Raw genomic sequence first — 19,752 nt, 5'->3', positions numbered from 1 at the left:
CTCAATATTATATAGAATTAGAAAGCTGGTATGGTAATGAAGTTAGTCGGGAAATTAATTAAATGGCATCGTAACAAGCAAAAGATCACGCAAGAGCAACTGGCTGAAGGCATCTGCTCAATGACCCAGTTAAGCAAGATTGAAAATGGACAAGTTCAAGTAAATGAAGAACTACTAGTCGAAATCGCTAATAGACTCAACATACCAGAAGAAAAATTAGTCGCTCCAATTGATCAAGAGCACTACCAAATGGCTGAACAGCTTATAACAGCGATTCATGAGTATGACATTCCAACAGCGCAAGAGCTGGAGGCTAAACTTGTTAATAAGAGGCATGACCTTCTTCATTATGATTTGGACTTCTTATGTTTATTAGCAAGGTTTGGTTATATGTTATTAATGAAGCGACTATCTGAGGCGGATCAGTTATATGAAACAATTATGAATTATGATGAGATTTTTTGAAGAAACGGCTCCGTATAGTTTTCATAAGTTTATTGGTGACTACTTAATTAATAAGTGTTTGTTTTTTGATGCGAAAAGCCATCTTCATAAGGCTGAGCGTTTACTACCGGATCAAGAAGACCCCGAATTATACGTTTTAATTGCGGTTGCTAATAGTCATTTAGAAAATGTGCTAACTTCCAATCAGTATGCGAGACGAGCTCTTCGAATATTTCAGGAGAAGTTATACTATTCTAGAATAATAGAATGTGAGATTATATTAGCTTCCAATTATACGTTTGTAAATGAATATCAGCAAGCTAAAGAGCAACTAGAGCGAATTGAATCACTTATAGACCATAAGTTTGAGAAACATTCTAAAGTTAAAATTAACTTTCATTTAAGTTTAATCAACGCTATGCAGAACAACTACGGTGAGGCAATTCAGTTGCTAAAAGAAAATTTAGAAACGGATGTCAATGAAACGGAATTAATGCATTCGAGATACTTGCTAGCTCATACCTATTATATTACTGATCGATTTGATGAAGCATTAGAGTTAATAGAGACAGGACGAACGTTAGCACAAGCACATCAATTAAACTACTATTTGATTAAATTTAAATCGCTTAAACTCGTGATTGAAAAGAAATCAGAAGATCTGGTAGATTTTCTAAATAAAAGTGCTCTTCCTTTTTTTAAAGTAACTGGACAGGCATTTGACTTAAGGTATTACTATCAATTACTCGGTTATACGCTTTATAATATGAAAAAATATAAGCGTGCGGCTGAAGTATTAATGGTAGCTGATGAACAGCGCCGACGATTTTGGAATACAATATAGATAAAAAGTAACCTTTTCGCAATGAAAAATTTAAAATTTTCAAAAAATACCCTTCACAAATAAATTACTTTATGGTTATAATAAAATTGGTTGTATTCTTCAGCAGGGTATACATATGTCATCACGACATAGAATAGTTAGTGGGGATCTATTTTTGATAGATATGGGGAGGAGCAAGTAATGCTGAAGTATAATGGATTTGTTGACAAGTTTGAAACTAGACTTGGAAGAGGTCTTTGCCCAAAAGAGAAAGATTTCGTGAATTGGGTATGGAAAAAACACAAAGGTGAAGTACATGTAAAGAAATAAAATAGGTGCGCTGCATGTTGCGGTGTGACTTAGTTTCAAACTCGCTTTTTAGCGAGTTTTTTGTTTCTTATTATGCAAATATGTTTTTATTAGAGTTGTGCGTTAATACGTTAAAATTTTACTTTGTTGATAGCGTTAACATGTGCTATAGTTAAAAAATAAAAAGTAGGCAGGTGAGTCAGCTTGAATCAAAATCAGGATCAATGGAAAACCAGGCTAGGGTTTATGCTAGCCGCAATGGGTTCAGCTGTGGGGTTAGGTAATATTTGGCGTTTCCCATATATAACAGGTGAGCTAGGAGGAGCGACATTTTTAATAGTCTATCTAGCTTTCGTTTTCTTAATAGGTATACCTTTATTATTAAATGAATTTAGTATTGGTAAAGCGGGTCAGAAAGACGCTGTTGGTTCCTTTAAGAACCTAGCACCAAACACGAAATGGCACTGGACTGGATTTATGGGAGTCATTGGCGGTATTTTAATATTAAGCTTCTATAGTGTGGTTGCAGGATGGTCTTTATTCTATTTATATAAATATTTAACAGGTTCATATTGGACAGAACCAGACGGCGGATTTGGGCAAGTGTTTAATGATTGGATTACGAATCCGTTAATGCCGCTGTTTTGGCAGGCACTATTCTTAGGATTAACATTATTTATCGTTGTGCGCGGCGTCAAAGGTGGTATTGAAAAAGCTAATGCGTTACTCATGCCAATTCTAGCGATTTTAATGATTTTTATGGCAGGATACGTACTAACACTAGATGGAGCATTAGAAGGCTTGCAGTTCTTATTCACACCTGATTGGTCACAATTAAATAATCCTAAGCTATATTTAACAGCGCTTGGTCAAGCGTTCTTCTCACTTAGTATAGGTGTATCAGGCATGTTGACGTATGCGAGTTATCTAAAATCAAAAGATAAACTACCTGGAGCGGCGATTGGGGTTGGGGTCATGGATACCGTTTTTGCCGTGATTGCTGGTATTATGATCTTCCCAGCTGTATTTAGCTTTGGCTTAGAGGTAAGTTCTGGTCCGCCGTTAGTATTTATTACATTACCAAGCATTTTTGCAAGTATGCCATTAGGAAATATCGTTGCGATTGTATTTTTCGTTTTATTATCGTTAGCAGCATTATCGTCAGCGATTTCGTTATTAGAGTTACCAGTATCATTCTTCAAACGTACGGTAGGTATGTCACGTAAAGCAGCTACTTATCTGTGTACGACGATTATTTTCGTGATAGGGATCGCTTCTTCATTAGGTTTTGGAATTTGGAGTGGCGTAACAATTGGCGACCAAAACATCTTAGGTATGGTTGACTTCTTTACGGCAAACTTCGTATTACCATTTGGAGCCGTGTTAATGGCGATTTTGTAGGATGGTACTTAGACCGTGAACAAGCGAAACGAAATAGTGAAATTGAAAATCCAGTCATGTTTAATATTTGGTACGGTATTGTGAAATATCTCGTTCCAATTGTTATGATTGCGCTGGTCATTGCCAATGTATTCGGATACACTGCGTAATTAAGAGGACCGTGTTATACTAATGGTGAGTATAATCTAGGAGGAAACAGAGATGACCGTATCTTATCATGCGATTATCCGTCAATTAAAAAAAAGAACTCAATCAACTTGATGAAGAGACTCCTCATGAGCATGTCATTGCAAAAATGCATGCAGTGAAATCATTAGCTGATGTCGTGATTAATTCATATGAAGATATCGAGGAAAAACCTGAAGTATCTAAAGTGATTACGGCAAAACACGCGCCAGACATGACAGATGCTGAGGCGAAAATGATGGGGATTCAAAAGAATACAAAACAACCAGAACGTAGTTTGTTGGATGAAGATGATGCGAACGGTGAATCGATTTTCGATTTCTAGCAAAAGGGGATAGAACATGAAAGCACTATTACTCATCGGAGTCATAAACGGATTTCTCGCAGTAGCGCTTGGAGCATTCGGCGCTCATGGTTTAGAAAGTAAGCTAAGTGAAAAATGATGAGTACCTGGGAGAAAGCAGTACAATATCAAATGTTCCACACACTAGCCATTTTCATCGCAGGCATGATGATGTTACGCTTCGACATTCGATGTTAGCATCAGCAGGGTGGACATTTTTTACTTGGAATCATTTTATTCTCAGGTAGTCTTTACATTTACTCATTAAGCGGTATTAAAACATTTGCTATGATCACCCCAATTGGTGGCGTGGCATTTCTCGTTGGATGGGTATTACTCGGAATAAGCATTATGAAAGTAGTAGGTTAAGAGGCTGATGATTCAGCCTCTTTTTATATTGGTTTTTGGATCCAACTCGCCGTGAGGGTGTGAAAACTCTGAATGTCGTTAGGCGAGCTCCTAACGTCAATAGAAACATGTCCAACCTAAATTGGGAGTACCTGAATGTCAATAGGGACGTCAATTAAAATTAGGGGGCGAAATTAACAATAAACATAACTAGATTTGTCACCAAAAAAGTGTTTCAATAATACTAGTCCAGACAACATAGAGGAGGAAGCACAATGAATCATCAAGCGTTATATAATGAAAAACTTAAAACTGCAGAAGAAGCGGTTCAATATATTCAGCCTGAGACGGATTTAATGACACCTATTCTTTGCGGGGAACCAGATGCTTTAATCAAACAACTTGAAAACTATGATGGCCTAAATAATAACCGCTATTACATGATGTTCACCCCACGTGAAGTCATCGATGTTGATCCAGATCGATTAAAAGTCATTAGTATGTTTATGGGCGCATCAGAGCGTCAAGCGTTTAAAGAAGGAAGAATTGATTTACTTCCCAACCACTTTTCGGATGTTCCGAACCTGCTAAAGCAAGAGGCTAGAAAACCAGTCGTGCTGGCTACTGTATCCCCGATGGACGAAAATGGCTATTTTTCAATGGGAACAAACGCAGATCATATTATCTCTATGGTTAAAGAGGCAGATACCATCCTATTAGAAGTGAATAAGTATATGCCAAGGACTTTTGGTGATAATCAAATTCACATTTCAGAAGTGACGGCATTAATCGAACATCATCAACCATTACCTGAGGCGCCAGAATCCAAACTTTCTGAGAAAGATCAAATAATTGGAGATCACGTGGCGAGTCTTATTAAAAACGGTGATACGCTTCAGATTGGTTATGGTTCAATCCCGAATGCCATCATTGATAACTTAAAAGATTATCGTAATTTGAGTGTTCATACGGAAATGATCCCAGAGAAAATTATTGAGCTTTATAAAAAGTGGTGCAGTGACCAATGAAAATAATCCGTTTAAAAAGGGTAAAATGACAGCTACGTTTGCTTTTGGCTCACAAGCCTTATATGATTTCATGCACGAAAATGAAGACATTTATATGATGCCGGTCAGTCAGACGAACAATGCTTGTCTACTAAAAGATATTAATGATTTAGTAACAGTTAATGCTGGGGTCGAGGTTGACTTTATGGGACAAGTTAACTCTGAGAAAGTAGGAGACCTCTATTTTTCATCAACCGGAGGTCAGTCTGATTTCCAGACTGCAGCACGTCTAAATGAAAACGGAAGAGCAATTATATGTTTACATTCGACAGCTAAAAATGATGAAGTCTCAAAAATAATTCCGACGTTAAAACCAAATACACCAATTTCGACGCATAAGAATGATGTTGATTATATTGTAACGGAATATGGAATTGCAAGACTTAGAGGTAAAACGATCCGCGAACGAACAAAAGCTTTAATTGAGATTGCTCATCCAAAGTTTAGAGAAGAGTTAACCCATGAAGCAACAAAATTAGGTTATTTATAATAGGCATAAAAGGACCGAGCAGCTGCTCGGTCCTTCTTTATATAAATACTATTCAATTTTAAACTTAGTTAACTGCTGATTAAGCTCGTTAATCATGCTCTTCAGCTGATTAGCTTCATGCTTTAACTGCTCGAAGGCATGTTGCTGTTCTTCAGCAGAAGCTGAAATTTCCTCAGTACCAGCTGCAGTTTGTTCCGTAATGGCACTAATGTTTTGAATAGAAGAGGTTACTTGCAAACTTTGTTCTTTGGACTCTTTCATATCATGAGCTAGATCTGTTAATCGTTGATAGATAGAGTCAACATGTTCCCTGATATCTTTAAAGGACTCCTCTGAATCATTGAGAGACTCATGTTGTTTTTGTGTTAATTGTACTGTTTCGTTCATTTCTTGCTCAATAATCGATACGCCCGACTTAATTTGATCGACCATGGAGGATATTTCGCTTGTTGCACTAGTCGATTGTTCGGCTAGTTTTCTAACTTCATCTGCAACAACTGCGAACCCTTTCCCGTGCTCACCAGCCCGTGCGGCTTCAATGGCTGCATTTAAGGCTAGTAAATTGGTTTGTTCTGAGATGTCATTCACAATTTTAATTGTACTTTCAATTTCTTCTGTGTACTGAATAAAATTACTAACGGATTGTTCAACATTTTGAATAGAGTGATTGTGTTGATCCATAACAGTGCGCTGATCTTGAATGGCAGTTTGTCCATTTTTAACTGACGAAAGAGCTTGCGTTGACTGATCAGATGCGTGCTGGCTCTCAGTCGTATTTCGCTCAAACTGATGGTTCATTCTTTCAATTAATCCGGCAACATCTTGGATATCATTTGAAATAGACTGGCTTCCCTCGGCAAGTTCATCTGTTGAACTCGAAACTTGCCCAGTAGATTCAGACAATCCTTCCATCTCATGATTTAGCTTGTTACTAAAGTCATTTACATTATTACCGATTTTTTGAACGGATTGAAGTGTAGATGTTAAGTTATAAATCATCGCTTTAAAGGCTTGTTTTAACTGATCCACTTCATCTTTTGCCTCATCAGGTGCATCAATCTCTATAGTGAGATCACCTTCTGCAACTTGAGTTGCTTGATTTGATAAGTTTCTAATTGGTTTGGCAATGCGTGATGTTAACCTGTAAGTAGCTAAAACTGATAAACCAATTAAAATAACAGCTGCAATTACAGCAAAAATAATAAGATTTTGAATCGCGTTTTGTTGAGCACTAATTTTTGCATCGTACCAAGCTTGAGCTTCACGCTGAAGCATATAAATATCATTTAAAATGCCGGCCGTTCTAGACGACTGTCTTTGAACTTCATTTAAGTCCTCGGATTCAAGTGCATTAACGGTAACCTGTTCCCAGTCGTTAAATTTGTTTAATGCTTGATTAAACCATGATTTCTGTTCATCTGTTTGAATCATCGGCTTTATGTTTGAGATAGATTCTTTGGTTGTTTCAACTTGAGATAAAGCCTTTTGTCTTGACGCTTCAGAAGGGTTGTAACTATATGTATCAAGCGTTTGTTCAACCGAAATTAATTGACTGTTAAGTTCCTTTACTTCTAGCAAATACTCAACATCTTCATTTGAAGAACTTTCAAAACTTAGCATCTGGAATACAATATAAGAAATTAATACAAGACTTAGTAAAAGAGGGATCAAAGTCATCGTATATAATCGTTTGCTAATACTCATTGGTTCACCTCCTGATCAATTCGTTGTTGCTGTGACTGAGTCAGTTCAATCAAGCGAATTGGCGCTAGTCCAACGCCGTTTTCTTCAATACCTAATTCAATATGTTCTCCAGTTAATTGTTCGTCATTAACTAGTCTTTTCATAATATCGTATAACGCAATATTTACATTTTTCATCATCGATGTAACGACTGCATCTTCTGCTACAAAGTACTGATCACTATCAACCCCAAAGGCATAGATTCCTTGTTTTTCGGCTTCTTTTAAAGTTCCAACGCCAGTAAAACCTGCTGCGTGAAAGACATAATCAGCATCTTTATTGACCATTTCTCTTGTCAATTTAGCCCCAAGTGCATCATCGTCGAATGTTTCTGCATATTCTACCAGCACTTCAGCATCTTTATTGACAGCTTGAACGCCTTCTTTAAACCCGCGCTCAAACTTCTTCACAACCTCAATTCGTTCCCCGCCAATAAATCCAACGACATTGGATTTAGTTCTCATACCAGCGATGAGTCCAATTAAATAACTTCCTTCATCCTCTTTGAAGGTAATTGAGGTCACGTTATCTTTATCAGATACGGCATCAATTAAAACAAATTGCTGTTCTGGATACTCTTCGGCTAATTGTTCCATTGCAGCCTGTGCGTTATAACTGAGCCCCATAATAACGTCATGATCCTGGGTTATGAGCTCTTCCATCTGAGCAACAAAATCACCTTCAAAAGGTTCGCGGTAATCAAACGTGACCCCCAACTCATCTCTTGCTTGCTCTAATCCTTGAAAGGCAGAGTCACTAAACGAGTCATCTCCTAGACCACTTTCTGTGACGACGAGCCCAGCACTAATCTCCTTATCAGTCTTCTGACTATTGTCTTCACTGCACCCTGACATAACGATGGCTATACCAATAAGTACAATGACTAAAAATTGTTTCATATCTTCACTCCTAACTTCTTTCTTGTTGCGATAAATTATTATATCGACATAAAATGACAACTTTTAACACTTGAATAAAAGACTGAATAGGAGTTTTATTCAAAAATTATAGAAAACGTCATGGCTTTATAAACAGCTCGCTTTATGGCAAAATAGATTTAGATTGAGTTTGGAGGAGGTTTCTCTCATGAATTCGTTTGATGATAAAAATGAAAAGAAAAGTAATCAGTTTACGATTATGAAAGATGACCCGATTGATGGTCACCCTGGATATAGTGGCGGTGGGGCTATTAGTTTAGAGAATATGTCACCACTGGTTGTCGACCCGAACGAAGATAAGGTTTGGGTAGATATGGGAGCGATGCACGCAAGAAGTGAAGTTGAGAAACGGATTAAGTTCGTAACGGAAAAAGAAGAGGTTCCAAATGGTAAGCCTTATTGGATTGTATGGGTCACAGTTGAACGCGGTGAGGAAGGACCTTATTATCATGGTGTGGCAGCAAGCTATTTAGAAGTCGACCGTGAAGCGCGCCGTGGGTATAAAATTTTAGCCGAGCATGTCAATCGAATGGATAAATCACTAAAAGGTCGTATTGTCGTTGATCAAATGGATGATCATTCGAAAACATTATTAGGCGATTTCTTAAAAGAATTTAACGAAGATTATTGGAAAAATGCAGCGGATGAATTAAAACAAGCGTTCGTTTAATTTTGAATGAATTGTGAACATTAATCTTTTACATTGTAAGTTTTATAAATCCTTTGTAAAATATAGATAAACATGGGTTTTATAGCACATGTTTATTAGGACAAATAAAAGGGGCTGGCCACTAATGGCTAGCCCCTTTTATTTTTTACTCACTACATACTTCTTTTGGTTGAGTCCCTTTAATGTAGTACATCATAACAGATCTGTCTTCACATGCTGGACCTTCTAATTTACCAGAGATCGGATCGACCTTCAGCCCTACAACACCTGTTGGAACATTGAAGGTTTGTGTTGGTAAACCAGCATGAAGCTGGCTCATATATTTAGCCCACACCTGTTTAGACACTCTAAAGTCTTGAACTTTAGTCATTTCACGGTGATCATCGTATCCTGTCCAAACTGCTGTGGTGTACTCAGGCGTAAAACCAATCATCCAACTATCAAAATCGGTACTTCCTGATTTCCCGGCATATTGATGGCCTTGAATAATAGGAGCAACATTGGCACCCGTTGCTCTCATGTAGTCTGTAAATTTGTCATTAAACATTCCTGTCAGCATGTGCGTAAGAACGAATGCATGATTCTCCTCTAACAATCGCTTTGGTGTCTCGGCTTGGTGCTGGTAAACGATATTACCGTCTCGGTCAACGATTTTTTCAATGACATAGGGTTTTACCGACCAGCCTTGATTTGCCAAAACACTGTACGCTTTTGTCATCTCGAGTGGTGAGAGGTATCCTGTACCAATTGCGATAGACGGGACGGCTTTTAAGTCTGCTTCAATTCCAAATGCACGTGCGGCTTCAACGATGTTCTCAGGTCCTATCTCCATGGCTGTTTTAATCGCATATATATTATCAGACACGGCAAGCGCCTGCGCGAGCGTGACGGGTCTGTTTGCGAAATCACCTGCATTACCTGGCGTATATGTTTCATCGTTTTCTAATGTAAATGTTGTCTCACGGCTCTCAACAAGTGTTGAAGGTGTAAACCCATAAACGAGCGCTGCGTAATATAAAAAGGCTTTAAATGTCGAACCTGTCATACGTTCTGCTTGAGTGACGCGATTATATGGCGTCTGGTCGAAATCCCTTCCGCCTTGCATGGCTACTATTTTACTTGAACGAGGATCAATAGTAACGGCTCCGATTTGTAGTTCTTCGGAGTCTTCAGGCAATTCTTGTTTAATCGTATCCTCTAGTTTCTTTTGAGCATCTTGATTAATCGTCGTATATATTTGATAACCTTGAGTGTCGATGGCTTGGCGGTCAATTCCTAATATGTTAGATGCTTGATCCATTGCATAATCCTGAAAGTACTTACCAACTTCAGGTTCTTGTTCGGATGCTGCTGCAACAAAATTTAATTCTTCTTGTTTCGCTCTCGTCATCGTTGTTTCAGTAATTTTCCCTGTTTCATGCATGCGTTCCAAGATCCAATGCTGACGTTCGGTTGCATTTTCTAAGGATGTAAGTGGCGAATAGACAGAAGGCCCTTTTGGAATTGCGGCAAGTAACGCTGACTCTTCTAACGTAAGGTCACTTGCCTCTTTGTCAAAATAATATTGACTAGCTGCCTGAATCCCGTACTGTCCATGACCAAATAAATAGTATTTAAATAACCTTCTAGTATGTCATCTTTATCTTGAAAAATTTCAAGCCTTAAAGCAATTAAGGCTTCGTTAATTTTACGTTCCCATGTCTTTTGGTTTGTTAAAAAGACGTTTCTAGCGTATTGCTGCGTGATGGTACTTGCGCCTTGCCGCTTTTCCATCGCTAAAACGTTATGATAGATCGCGCTAAAAATTCGCTTGAAATCAAAGCCGATGTGTTTATAAAAATGCTCATCCTCTGCGGCTATAAAAGCGTCAATCACGTAAGGAGACACATCATCGAGCTCCACCCAAAACCGGTTTGGACGCCGTGTTCAACGGAGAGAACTTGGCCATCTTGATCATATAAAACCGTATTTTCATCTAGTTTAATTTCAGGTGGACCTTGAAAAATAGAATACACAAGAATCACTGCTCCAGTTGAAACAGCAAAGATTAATGCGAATATGCTCCATGTAAGTATTTTTCTAATCATAAGCACGTCTCCTGTCGTAAGGCTAGTTGCTTTTACTAGTATGTAAAAATTGGCATGAATTTAAACGTAGAACTCTTCTAATATAGTGTTTTGTTAGATATAATAATTGGTATAATTTCTTTCAAGTAAAATTTGTGGCACAATAGATGAGGTATTAAATCGTGAGTTTGTTGGATTAGGGAGAAAGGAAGATTCTTTTGTCTAGTGAAAAAATTCCAATTCATATAAAAATAGATACTGAAATTGTCGATGAGGAACATGGTAATGAAAACATTACGAGAACGGAACATGGAACTTATGCACGTAAAGGGCATATTCACATGATTCAATACGAAGAAGAAATGGAAGACTTAGGGAATGTCGCAACAACGATTGTCGTTCAGGACGATCGCGTGTCAATTAAACGAGAAGGATCCTTGCAAATGCATCAAGTGTTTAGAATAGGGTCAAGTACAGAGTGTGTTTATCACCATCCGTTTGGGAAGTTTCGAATGGAAACAACCACACATCATATGCAGTTTGTCAAAGGGATTGGGAATCGTTCTGGCCGAATCTATTTAAACTATGATGTTGTACTGAATGAACAAGAACCGAGGCGTCATACATTTGAGTTACACTTTCAAGAGGAGGTTGCCTAGATGAATATCGTAGGTCAAATCGAAGAGACATTAAAACAAGGAATTGAATCTGCCGTATTAGAAGCGGGCTTAGCTTCAAAGGATGAAATGCCCGATGTCGTTTTGGAAACACCAAAGGATTCGGCGCACGGGGACTATGCTACGAACATGGCGATGCAACTTGCACGTATTGCAAAAAAAGCACCACGTCAAATCGCCGAAGAGATCGTTCAACATTTAGATAGTGAAAAAGCATCTGTCAAACAGGTTGACATTGCTGGACCAGGTTTTATTAACTTTTTATTGATCAATCATCACTAACTGAGGTCGTGGATACCGTGCTAGAACAAGGTAGCGAATACGGAAAGACGAACGCAGGTGAAAGCAAGCGAGTTCAAATTGAGTTTGTTTCCGCCAATCCAACCGGAACGCTTCACTTAGGACATGCTAGAGGTGCTGCTTTTGGTGATGCATTAGCTAATGTGATGGAAAAAGCAGGCTTTGACATCGAACGCGAATATTATATTAATGATGCGGGTAATCAAATTGATAATTTAGCACGTTCTATTAACGCGCGTTATTACCAAGCACTTGGCCAGGAGATGGACATGCCTGAAGATGGCTATCACGGAAAAGATATTGTTGCACTAGCGCAGTCTTTAGTTGATGACCACGGTGATGAATTTACGAAATTAGATGAAAAAGAACGTTTAGCTGAGTTCCGTCAGTATGGCCTTAAACACTTATTAAATCGAATTGAAGAAGATTTAAAAGAATATCGCGTACCATTTGATTCATGGTTTTCTGAAACATCATTGTATGATCAAGATTTAGTAGCAGGTGCTGTTCAAAAGCTTCGAGGTAAAGGCTATGTCTATGAAGCAGACGGTGCAACTTGGCTTAAATCAACGGAGTTTGGCGATGACAAAGACCGCGTACTTGTTAAGCAAGACGGTTCTTACACGTATTTAACGCCAGATATTGCGTACCACTTAAATAAAATCGAGCGTGGTTTTGATGAGCTCATTAACATTTGGGGCGCCGACCACCATGGATATGTCGCAAGAATGCACGCCGCGATTCAAGCATTAGGTTATCCAAAAGAGGTTTTAGACATTAAAATTACCCAAATGGTGAACCTGTTTGAAAATGGTGAAAAAGTCAAAATGAGTAAGCGTACAGGTAAGGCAGTAACGATGAAGGAGCTAATTGAAGAAGTTGGCCTCGATGCGACACGTTACTTCTTTATCATGCGTTCAAATGATGCTCATTTAGATTTCGACATGGACCTTGCGAAATCTCAGTCAAACGAAAACCCAGTATATTATGTTCAGTATGCGCATGCGCGTATCTGCAGCATGCTTCGTCAAGCTAAAGAAAAAGGTGTTAATGTTGAGGCAAATGCAGACACGTCACTTCTCACGGCGGAGAAAGAGACCGCGCTATTAAAACGACTTGGCGATTATCCTCAGGTGATTGCTGATGCTGCCGAAAAACGAATGCCACACCGCATTCCGCAGTATGTGTTCGACTTAGCGTCAGATCTTCACAGCTTTTATAACGCTGAGAAAGTAATTGATTTAGATGCGCAAGAATTAACGCAAGCTCGTATTGCTCTTATGAAAGCTGTACGTGTCGTTATTCAAGACGCATTAAAACTAATTGGTGTAGAAGCACCAGAGAAGATGTAAATAAGATGGAAGCATTGACCGAACTTGTTGCGGCGGGGAGGTCGATGCTTTTTTTATATTGATTTTATGGAAATAATTTTAAAATATAAATTATGAAAGGACTGATGCGTTTGATCTTGAAAAACCATTCCCACTCACCATTCCACCTACAACTAGAGGTACTTGAAGGAAGGGTGCCGCCCCAACATTCAAGTTTTAATAAGTACGAAAAAACTTTGTATCAAGAACGCTCCGGATACTTCGGAGAGCGCGCCCTCGACTATCCATTTAGGAAAATCCAATTTCCTCATTTCGTGACTCACCACACCAGGCTTGAAGTCAACCATTTAAATTTCCAGATGGACACCAACCTTTGGACACCAAGATATGATTTAATCATCGAGGCAAAAGACTATACGGGCCACATTTCATTAAGAGACGGATTCAACCAGATTATTCAACAAAAGGATGTCAACGGTCAAATGGTGACGAACGTTATGACGATCCAGTTTTGCAAGTTGAGGAACAAAAGCTGCAACTAGAATTATGGCTAGAAACACAAGGGATGCCTGTCCTCCCGATTGAAACCCTTGTCGTCATGACGAATCCCCGAGTCATTTTAGATGCCACACCGAATTCTCTATACCAAGAAAAAGTCATTCCCCTAAGTAAACTTGCTTCCAAGCTAAGAGAGATCAATCAACATTATACACACGAACACCTAACGCTCGCTGAAACCCGGCGGCTAGCAAGCTACGTCGCGAGTCAGCACAAACCCTGGAAACCAAACGTCTTTCAAAGATTAGGCATCGGGCCAGGAGAAATCAGGCGAGGCGTGCGCTGCCCAAGCTGCCGAACCCTCCCAATGAAATGGGAGCGATTAAGGTTTGAATGTTCGGCCTGTGGAATGCGCTCAGCTGATGCCTATGTTGGTGCATTGAAGGAATTTTTCTTGCTTTTTGGAGATCAAATTACCAATCGACAGTTTAGGTGGTGGACTGGGGTGGGGTCTGAGAGTACGGCCAAAAAGCAACTTAGAAGATCTGGCTTTAATAGGGTAGGAGATAAAAGAACAGCAATCTATAAACTTAATTTTAACTACGATGAAGATTTTGATGAATTTGTGAGATGGAAACAGGCCGATAAATTCAGAAAACGGGCCTTAATTTTTTAAAAAGAGGCCGTAAAAATTAAAAAACGGGCCGTAATTTTTTAAAAAGAGGCCGTAAAAATTAAAAAAGGGGCCGATAATTTTCAAAAAGAGGCCGTTAAAATTCGAAAACGGGCCGTATAACCAGAAAAACAGGCCGTAAACCAAACTAGCGAGAGCAGAATTAACTGTAATCAAGTTGTCAAAACCCATCCTCAGACGGGTTTTACCCTTTCTATTATGATTTTTCGTTGCAAGATAGAATAAATAGATTGGTCTTAGCCCGTTAAAAAGCAACCCCATTGAAATGTTAAGCTCTCAATGGGGTTACTTTTTTTATCCAAACGGATACTGGTATTCAATTTCCTCATTAAATTCAACATAATCTAAATAGATCATTAGTAGTAAATACCACTTACCTGAGTCAGAATCTGCTAAAACAATATGATCCCTTCCAGCCTCTTCGATTGTACCTGTGAATACATCTTGAGTATCTTGACCTTCAAACGTCATATATACTCTAGCTTCTTTACCTCTATTAAGCCTTAAGATATTTTCAATGTATGAACGTTCTCTGCCAATAGGGCCACCACCAATTGGAACTTGAACTGGACCTTGGCCGCCATTTTGCATCATCGGTCCGCCTTGCATACCACCGTTTTGCATCATTTGGCCCATACCTGGCATCATTTGTTGACCACCCATTCCAGGCATTCCTTGCATCGTTTGCCCTTGTTGCATACCTTGAACCATACCTGGCATTTGTCCTTGGGATTGACCCATGCCAAATTTATTTGGGTTTTGACCCTTAGAAGGTCCGCCACCCATTCCTTGTAATTTGTTACCCATTTGTCCTTTACCTGGAAGACTTAACTTTTTTCCGCTTCCGCCAGACCATTTTGGGTTTTTGCCTGGCCATTTACCTTGCCCGCCCATGAGATTTTTCGGGTCGTTAAAAGATTTTTTTATCCGGTAACTTTCCGCCTTTGCCTTTTGATTGATCCAATTGATCATCAACCTCCTAAAATTTATTTAAATAACTAATAGACTTCTGGACATTCTGCTTGTGTAGGCGCATAAAACAATGCGATTTAAATCTACCAACATTCCATTGCCCATACCACCTAGCTCTACAATCACCAACTGGGCGATAAAACCACAGTGAATCATCACCAGGGTCAAACTGTTCACCGTCGACAGTTCGCTGAGCCAAACGGATATCTTTTGGGCGAGCTCTCTGGTAGAAATAATTCTGAGTGACTGCTTCAAACCCACCAGGTGATTGATAAATCATGTCCGATAGCGTATCAATTCCAGTGAAGTCTAAGCATTCGGCTAAAACTCTATTAACCCCAACATTTCCGACTAAAAGCATGCCTAACTTACCGTCTTCCTCAGCTTCGGCGCGCATAAGTCTTGCTAGTTCTCTTAGTTGTGCTTCGTTGTAGGCAATGACTGCCAATTCATACCACCTCTTTCATACCCACCACTAGTTCATTTATATGTTGAAATGGGTAAATGTTGATATAGGTGCTTGTACTTTTTGAAAAGGTAAAAAGTTTTTAATAGCAAAGAGTTGTAATTCATTAGAGGAAAGTCGTTAGAATGAGGGGTAGTGTCAATTGGGAAGTTAGGGCGAGCGTGAATATCAATAGAATGCACTTGAACCGAAATAGAAGAGGAGGAAATGTAAATAGTAGCACTGGAATAAAACTAACCAACAAAAAACTGAGCCACAAATGTGACTCAGTTATAGTGCCATAATCTGATTTAAGTCTTCTTTTGTCTTGCGATGCCCGATGAAGAATTCACCGAAGTCCGCAAAGCGTGCGCTCACTTCGTCAAAGCGCATTTCGTAAATTAGTTTTTTAAACTGGATCATTTCGTGAGCATATAAAGTGACGCCCCATTCCCAGTCGTCGAAACCGATACTACCTGTAATGATTTGGCGAACTTTACCTGCATATTTACGGCCAGTCATACCGTGTTCATACATTAAACGGCCACGCTCATCTTTCTCTTCCATAAACCAGTTGTTAACGGCATCTTTCTTACGGTCCATTGGGTAGAAGCAAATGTGTTCCCATTTTGGAAGTACAGGCTTAAGGCGAGCCTGAAATTCAGGGTCTGTATCAGGGTCTTTACCTTTTGCCATATAAGCGGATAGCTCAACAACTGATACGAACGAATATGCTGGAATTAAAAATTCAGCGAGTTTAGTTTTATTAAACGCTGTCTCAAGATCGGTCAGCTCGTCCATTGTAGGGCGAAGGTTCATGATGAGTAAGTCAGCTTTTTGGCCAATCATTTGGTAAAAACCAACACTGCCTTCTCGGTTTGACTCTATCTCTTCCCAGCCTTGCATGAGTTCATTAAATTCATTTAACGCCTGGTCACGCTCTTCTTGAGAAGCTAATTTCCACGCGTTCCAGTCGACTTTACGAAAATCATGTAAACAATACCAACCATCAAATGTTTCAACTGCTTCTGGCATTGGTTTCACTCCTTCAATTCATTTTCCAATTTAACTATATCATAAAGAATTAAACGAGGTTAAAGGAAAAGCCTTTGAACGTTTTGTTAACAACTATTTGTGAAACAATCGTTCGTTACGCTGCTTCATCAATTCTAATCGGTTTTCGAACCATTCACGTTCTTCACTAAACATAGGACGTTCATCAATCGTGACGCTCTGTTCAGTTAATTTTTGTTCAACACGGTCCATAACATGTTTAACAGACAGCTTTTTATGAAAAAGTTGTTCAAGTGATGCCATGACATTAGGGTTAATATTGGGATAATTAAATTTAGTCTGAGTACCGTTTTTAGCTAATTTATAAAACGTTTTGAGTAATTCAGCACGTTCTTCTCCATGTCCTTCAACATCTAAATAGATTTGAACAGCTGACCCAGATTTAACTCTTCGCTGTGAGATTCCGGCAAATTTTTTACCATGAATACTTAAATCGTAAGTTCCAGGGCAATAAGATTCTTCAATTTCGTAAGCTTCTATAGGCAGCCCTTCATCTTCAAAAACCCACCTAATAAATTCAACCATAGCTTCATAGCCATCATGAATATCAAAATGTTTAGCGTCAGGGAAAATGAGGGAAATATTTAATACGCCCTCATCTAGGACAACCGCAAGACCACCTGAGTTTCGAATGAGGACGTCATAGCCTTGCTTTTGTAAAAAGTTGATTCCATCTTCTAAATAAGGAAGGCGGCTATCGGGAATACCTAAGACGACAGTTGGCTTATGAACCCAATAATGAATACTTGTTTCACGATGCTCACTTGCGGCTAGACATAAAGCATCATCAACAGCGAAGGATTCTATTATTTTCGAATCTTGTGCATTACTTCGATCAACTTTTCTAATATAATTAATATCTAATAAGGGATGTTTCTTCATAAAATCGTTCCTTCAATCTTTTTGTATGTACCAAATAAATATTATAACAGATAAGGATGTGGATTCATTGTTAACAGCTATCTTAAAATTAATTGCATCAGGTATTGAATTTTTCCTAGGTATTCCATTTGTTGGCGGCGCATTTATTTTCGCTAACGCATGGGGACCATTACTGCTTATGTTCTTATTTTACCTAGCAATATTATTACTGTCTATTAAGTACGGTTACGCCAAATGGGGTGCGATTACCGGAATGGTCGTTTCGATTGTTGCATTCATCCCAGTCGTCGGCATGATCCTTCACTGGGTTGCGTTCTTCGCCTTATTATTTGACGGTATCATGAACTATAAACAAGCTAAAGCACGCGGCTAAACCTAACCCCCCCTGTTTATTACGCTGAACAGGGGGGTTCGTTTGTGAAAAAAGATTGTGTTCACGAGAGAATTGTCCGCATCCCGAGGAGAAATGTTTGAGTGGCGTGGAGAAGTGTTCGCGTGAGGTGGTGAATTGTTCGCATCCCGGGAAAAAGTGTTCACGTGGCGTGGTGAATTGTTCGTATCTCGGGGAGAAGTGTTCGCATCGCAGGGTGAATTGTCCGCATCGCCAAGTGACTTACCTGCAACCAGCGGGAACTCTCCGCATTTAATCATAAGTTATAAAATTTTTCTCGCCATAAGGATGTATTTCAATTTAAAAATCGTTATAATGGATGATATACATTGTAGAAAGGTCGGAAAAAATGTCGTATCGCCATGAACAATTAAGCGAAGAGAAAGTATTTAAAGACCCAGTCCATCGCTACATACACGTTCGTGACCGTGTGATTTGGGATTTGATTGGAACTCCGGAATTCCAGCGTCTTAGACGGATTAAACAGCTAGGAACTACATACTTAACATTCCACGGGGCGGAGCATAGTCGATTCAGCCATTCATTAGGAGTGTACGAGATTGTCCGCCGAATCGTTGAGAATTTCAAGGGTAAACCAAATTGGAGTGAAGAAGAGAGGCTACTCTGCTTATGTGCCGCACTGCTTCATGATTTAGGTCACGGGCCATTTTCTCATTCATTCGAAAAGGTATTTGACTTAGACCACGAAGATTTCACTCGTGAAATTGTGCTTGGGGATACAGGCGTTAATCAAGTGCTAACTAAAGTAGACCCGAATTTCCCACAAGATGTAGCTGATGTCATTAACAAAACATACCGTAACAAATTAGTCGTAAGCTTAATTTCAAGCCAGATTGATGCGGACCGAATGGATTATTTGCAGCGAGATGCTTATTTTACAGGTGTAAGCTATGGCCACTTTGATATGGAAAGAATTTTACGTGTCATGCGACCAATGGAAGATCAAGCTGTGATTAAAGAAAGCGGGATGCATGCGGTTGAAGATTACATCATGAGTAGGTACCAAATGTACTGGCAAGTTTATTTTCATCCAGTTACACGCAGTGCAGAAGTGATTCTAACCAAAATTTTACACCGCGCTAAGGAACTTTTTTCACTCAGATTATTTGTTTAAATTAGCGCCGACCCATTTTGTTAGTTTTTTTGAAAAAGATGTTTCGCTAAAAGATTATTTAAAGCTAGATGAGAATGTAGTTTATTACTATTTTCAAATTTGGCAAGATGAGGACGATCACATTTTAGCAGATTTGTGTCGTCGTTTTGTTGACCGTGATTTATTTAAATATGTAGAATTTAATCCTGGTAATCAGTACCGAGATTTAATGGATCTCAAAGAATGTTTTATCGAAGCAGGAGTAGACCCGTCTTATTATTTAGAAGTTGACTCATCATCCGACCTACCTTATGACTTTTATAGACAAGGGGAAGATGAAGAGCGACTGCCAATTTTACTACAAATGCCGAATGGGGGAGTTGAAAGAGCTCTCTAGACAGTCAGATATTGTTGAAGCTATTTCAGGTAAAAAGAGAACAGACCATAAATTATATTATGCGAAAGATTTGATTGACCAACTACCCGAAGACAGTGACATCAAACGTCGGATTAATGAAATTTTAAAGGGATAGGGGCTGAGAAGTG

The 19,752-nt window shown here is 39.0% G+C and carries 18 protein-coding genes and 6 pseudogenes; 15 read left to right on the top strand and 9 right to left on the bottom strand.

Annotation, left to right across the window (positions count from 1 at the left end):
* Positions 1-36: 36 nt before the first annotated feature.
* The 8 genes and pseudogenes from JCM13188_RS13485 to JCM13188_RS19355 all read left to right on the top strand — a co-directional run bounded on the left by JCM13188_RS13485 (position 37) and on the right by JCM13188_RS19355 (position 5,411).
* Positions 37-465 carry a helix-turn-helix domain-containing protein gene (locus tag JCM13188_RS13485; RefSeq protein WP_279401861.1) on the top strand — a complete coding sequence of 143 codons (429 nt, stop codon included), beginning with the start codon at positions 37-39 and terminating at the stop codon, positions 463-465.
* Positions 452-1,288 carry a tetratricopeptide repeat protein gene (locus tag JCM13188_RS13480; protein WP_279401860.1) on the top strand — a complete coding sequence of 279 codons (837 nt, stop codon included), beginning with the start codon at positions 452-454 and terminating at the stop codon, positions 1,286-1,288. The genes JCM13188_RS13485 and JCM13188_RS13480 overlap by 14 nt, the downstream gene beginning before the upstream one ends.
* A 180-nt stretch (positions 1,289-1,468) precedes the next feature.
* A complete protein-coding gene (locus JCM13188_RS19365; protein WP_279401859.1) occupies positions 1,469-1,597 on the top strand; it encodes a hypothetical protein in 129 nt (42 codons plus the stop codon).
* 183 nt (positions 1,598-1,780) lie between these two features.
* Positions 1,781-2,977 (top strand): sodium-dependent transporter, encoded by a 1,197-nt coding sequence (locus JCM13188_RS13475; RefSeq protein ID WP_369405041.1) that lies wholly within the window; start codon positions 1,781-1,783, stop codon positions 2,975-2,977.
* A 253-nt stretch (positions 2,978-3,230) separates the two neighbouring features.
* Positions 3,231-3,488, top strand: a pseudogene (locus JCM13188_RS13470) (DUF5327 family protein); the annotation flags it as partial.
* 16 nt (positions 3,489-3,504) lie between these two features.
* Positions 3,505-3,875: pseudogene (locus JCM13188_RS13465) on the top strand (DUF423 domain-containing protein).
* Positions 3,876-4,129: 254 nt separating this feature from the next.
* Entirely contained in the window at positions 4,130-4,882 is a 753-nt protein-coding gene (locus JCM13188_RS19360) for a hypothetical protein (protein ID WP_279401858.1), read from the top strand.
* Positions 4,872-5,411: an acetyl-CoA hydrolase/transferase C-terminal domain-containing protein gene (locus JCM13188_RS19355; RefSeq protein WP_279401857.1), complete on the top strand. Its 540-nt coding sequence runs from the start codon at positions 4,872-4,874 to the stop codon at positions 5,409-5,411. The genes JCM13188_RS19360 and JCM13188_RS19355 overlap by 11 nt, the downstream gene beginning before the upstream one ends.
* Before the next feature lie 48 nt (positions 5,412-5,459).
* Here JCM13188_RS19355 and JCM13188_RS13455 read toward each other — a convergent pair whose 3' ends face one another.
* Positions 5,460-7,115, bottom strand: a complete 1,656-nt coding sequence (locus JCM13188_RS13455) for a methyl-accepting chemotaxis protein (protein ID WP_054754588.1) — start codon at positions 7,113-7,115, stop codon at positions 5,460-5,462.
* Complete coding sequence (locus tag JCM13188_RS13450; RefSeq protein ID WP_054754587.1) at positions 7,112-8,053, bottom strand: BMP family lipoprotein; 942 nt, start codon at positions 8,051-8,053, stop codon at positions 7,112-7,114. The genes JCM13188_RS13455 and JCM13188_RS13450 overlap by 4 nt, the downstream gene beginning before the upstream one ends.
* A gap of 187 nt (positions 8,054-8,240) precedes the next feature.
* On the opposite strand from JCM13188_RS13450, the gene JCM13188_RS13445 reads away from it, so the two are divergent.
* Positions 8,241-8,762 carry a YwhD family protein gene (locus tag JCM13188_RS13445; protein WP_054754586.1) on the top strand — a complete coding sequence of 174 codons (522 nt, stop codon included), beginning with the start codon at positions 8,241-8,243 and terminating at the stop codon, positions 8,760-8,762.
* 145 nt (positions 8,763-8,907) lie between these two features.
* Here JCM13188_RS13445 and JCM13188_RS13440 read toward each other — a convergent pair whose 3' ends face one another.
* From JCM13188_RS13440 to JCM13188_RS13430, 3 genes and pseudogenes are all read right to left on the bottom strand, one after another.
* Positions 8,908-10,185: a transglycosylase domain-containing protein gene (locus JCM13188_RS13440; RefSeq protein WP_054754585.1), complete on the bottom strand. Its 1,278-nt coding sequence runs from the start codon at positions 10,183-10,185 to the stop codon at positions 8,908-8,910.
* A gap of 54 nt (positions 10,186-10,239) precedes the next feature.
* Positions 10,240-10,637: pseudogene (locus JCM13188_RS13435) on the bottom strand (transglycosylase domain-containing protein); the annotation flags it as partial.
* Positions 10,634-10,849 carry a hypothetical protein gene (locus JCM13188_RS13430; protein WP_054754583.1) on the bottom strand — a complete coding sequence of 72 codons (216 nt, stop codon included), beginning with the start codon at positions 10,847-10,849 and terminating at the stop codon, positions 10,634-10,636. The gene JCM13188_RS13430 and the pseudogene JCM13188_RS13435, both read right to left, overlap by 4 nt.
* Positions 10,850-11,046: 197 nt before the next feature.
* Between JCM13188_RS13430 and JCM13188_RS13425 the strand changes: the two genes are divergently transcribed.
* The 4 genes and pseudogenes from JCM13188_RS13425 (at position 11,047) to JCM13188_RS13415 (ending at position 14,310) form a co-directional block, all read left to right on the top strand.
* Positions 11,047-11,487 carry a YwiB family protein gene (locus JCM13188_RS13425; protein WP_054754582.1) on the top strand — a complete coding sequence of 147 codons (441 nt, stop codon included), beginning with the start codon at positions 11,047-11,049 and terminating at the stop codon, positions 11,485-11,487.
* Positions 11,488-13,157: pseudogene (gene argS, locus JCM13188_RS13420) on the top strand (arginine--tRNA ligase). It abuts the gene before it with no gap.
* Positions 13,158-13,273: 116 nt separating this feature from the next.
* Positions 13,274-13,678 carry a nuclease-related domain-containing protein gene (locus JCM13188_RS19350; protein ID WP_279401855.1) on the top strand — a complete coding sequence of 135 codons (405 nt, stop codon included), beginning with the start codon at positions 13,274-13,276 and terminating at the stop codon, positions 13,676-13,678.
* A complete protein-coding gene (locus tag JCM13188_RS13415) occupies positions 13,648-14,310 on the top strand; it encodes a hypothetical protein (protein WP_054754581.1) in 663 nt (220 codons plus the stop codon). The genes JCM13188_RS19350 and JCM13188_RS13415 overlap by 31 nt, the downstream gene beginning before the upstream one ends.
* A 312-nt stretch (positions 14,311-14,622) precedes the next feature.
* Here the strand turns inward: JCM13188_RS13415 and gerQ are convergent, their stop codons facing one another.
* The 4 genes and pseudogenes from gerQ to JCM13188_RS13390 form a co-directional block, all read right to left on the bottom strand.
* Positions 14,623-15,300, bottom strand: coding sequence for a spore coat protein GerQ (gerQ, locus tag JCM13188_RS13405; RefSeq protein WP_054754579.1), 678 nt, complete (start codon positions 15,298-15,300; stop codon positions 14,623-14,625).
* 26 nt (positions 15,301-15,326) lie between these two features.
* Positions 15,327-15,748: pseudogene (locus JCM13188_RS13400) on the bottom strand (cell wall hydrolase).
* Between the two features lie 288 nt (positions 15,749-16,036).
* Positions 16,037-16,780 (bottom strand): hydrogen peroxide-dependent heme synthase, encoded by a 744-nt coding sequence (hemQ, locus tag JCM13188_RS13395; RefSeq protein WP_054754578.1) that lies wholly within the window; start codon positions 16,778-16,780, stop codon positions 16,037-16,039.
* A 93-nt stretch (positions 16,781-16,873) separates the two neighbouring features.
* Positions 16,874-17,701 carry a lipoate--protein ligase family protein gene (locus tag JCM13188_RS13390; protein WP_054754577.1) on the bottom strand — a complete coding sequence of 276 codons (828 nt, stop codon included), beginning with the start codon at positions 17,699-17,701 and terminating at the stop codon, positions 16,874-16,876.
* A 67-nt stretch (positions 17,702-17,768) separates the two neighbouring features.
* On the opposite strand from JCM13188_RS13390, the gene JCM13188_RS13385 reads away from it, so the two are divergent.
* Both JCM13188_RS13385 and JCM13188_RS13375 read left to right on the top strand, forming a co-directional pair.
* A complete protein-coding gene (locus tag JCM13188_RS13385; RefSeq protein WP_054754576.1) occupies positions 17,769-18,074 on the top strand; it encodes a hypothetical protein in 306 nt (101 codons plus the stop codon).
* A 367-nt stretch (positions 18,075-18,441) separates the two neighbouring features.
* Positions 18,442-19,739: pseudogene (locus JCM13188_RS13375) on the top strand (HD domain-containing protein).
* Positions 19,740-19,752: the final 13 nt, after the last annotated feature.

The organism is Piscibacillus salipiscarius JCM 13188, from assembly GCF_001311865.1.
GTDB lineage: Bacteria > Bacillota > Bacilli > Bacillales > Alkalibacillaceae > Piscibacillus > Piscibacillus salipiscarius.
The sequence above is the reverse complement of the archived record's forward strand: the minus strand, read 5'-3'. Positions and strand labels throughout refer to the sequence as shown.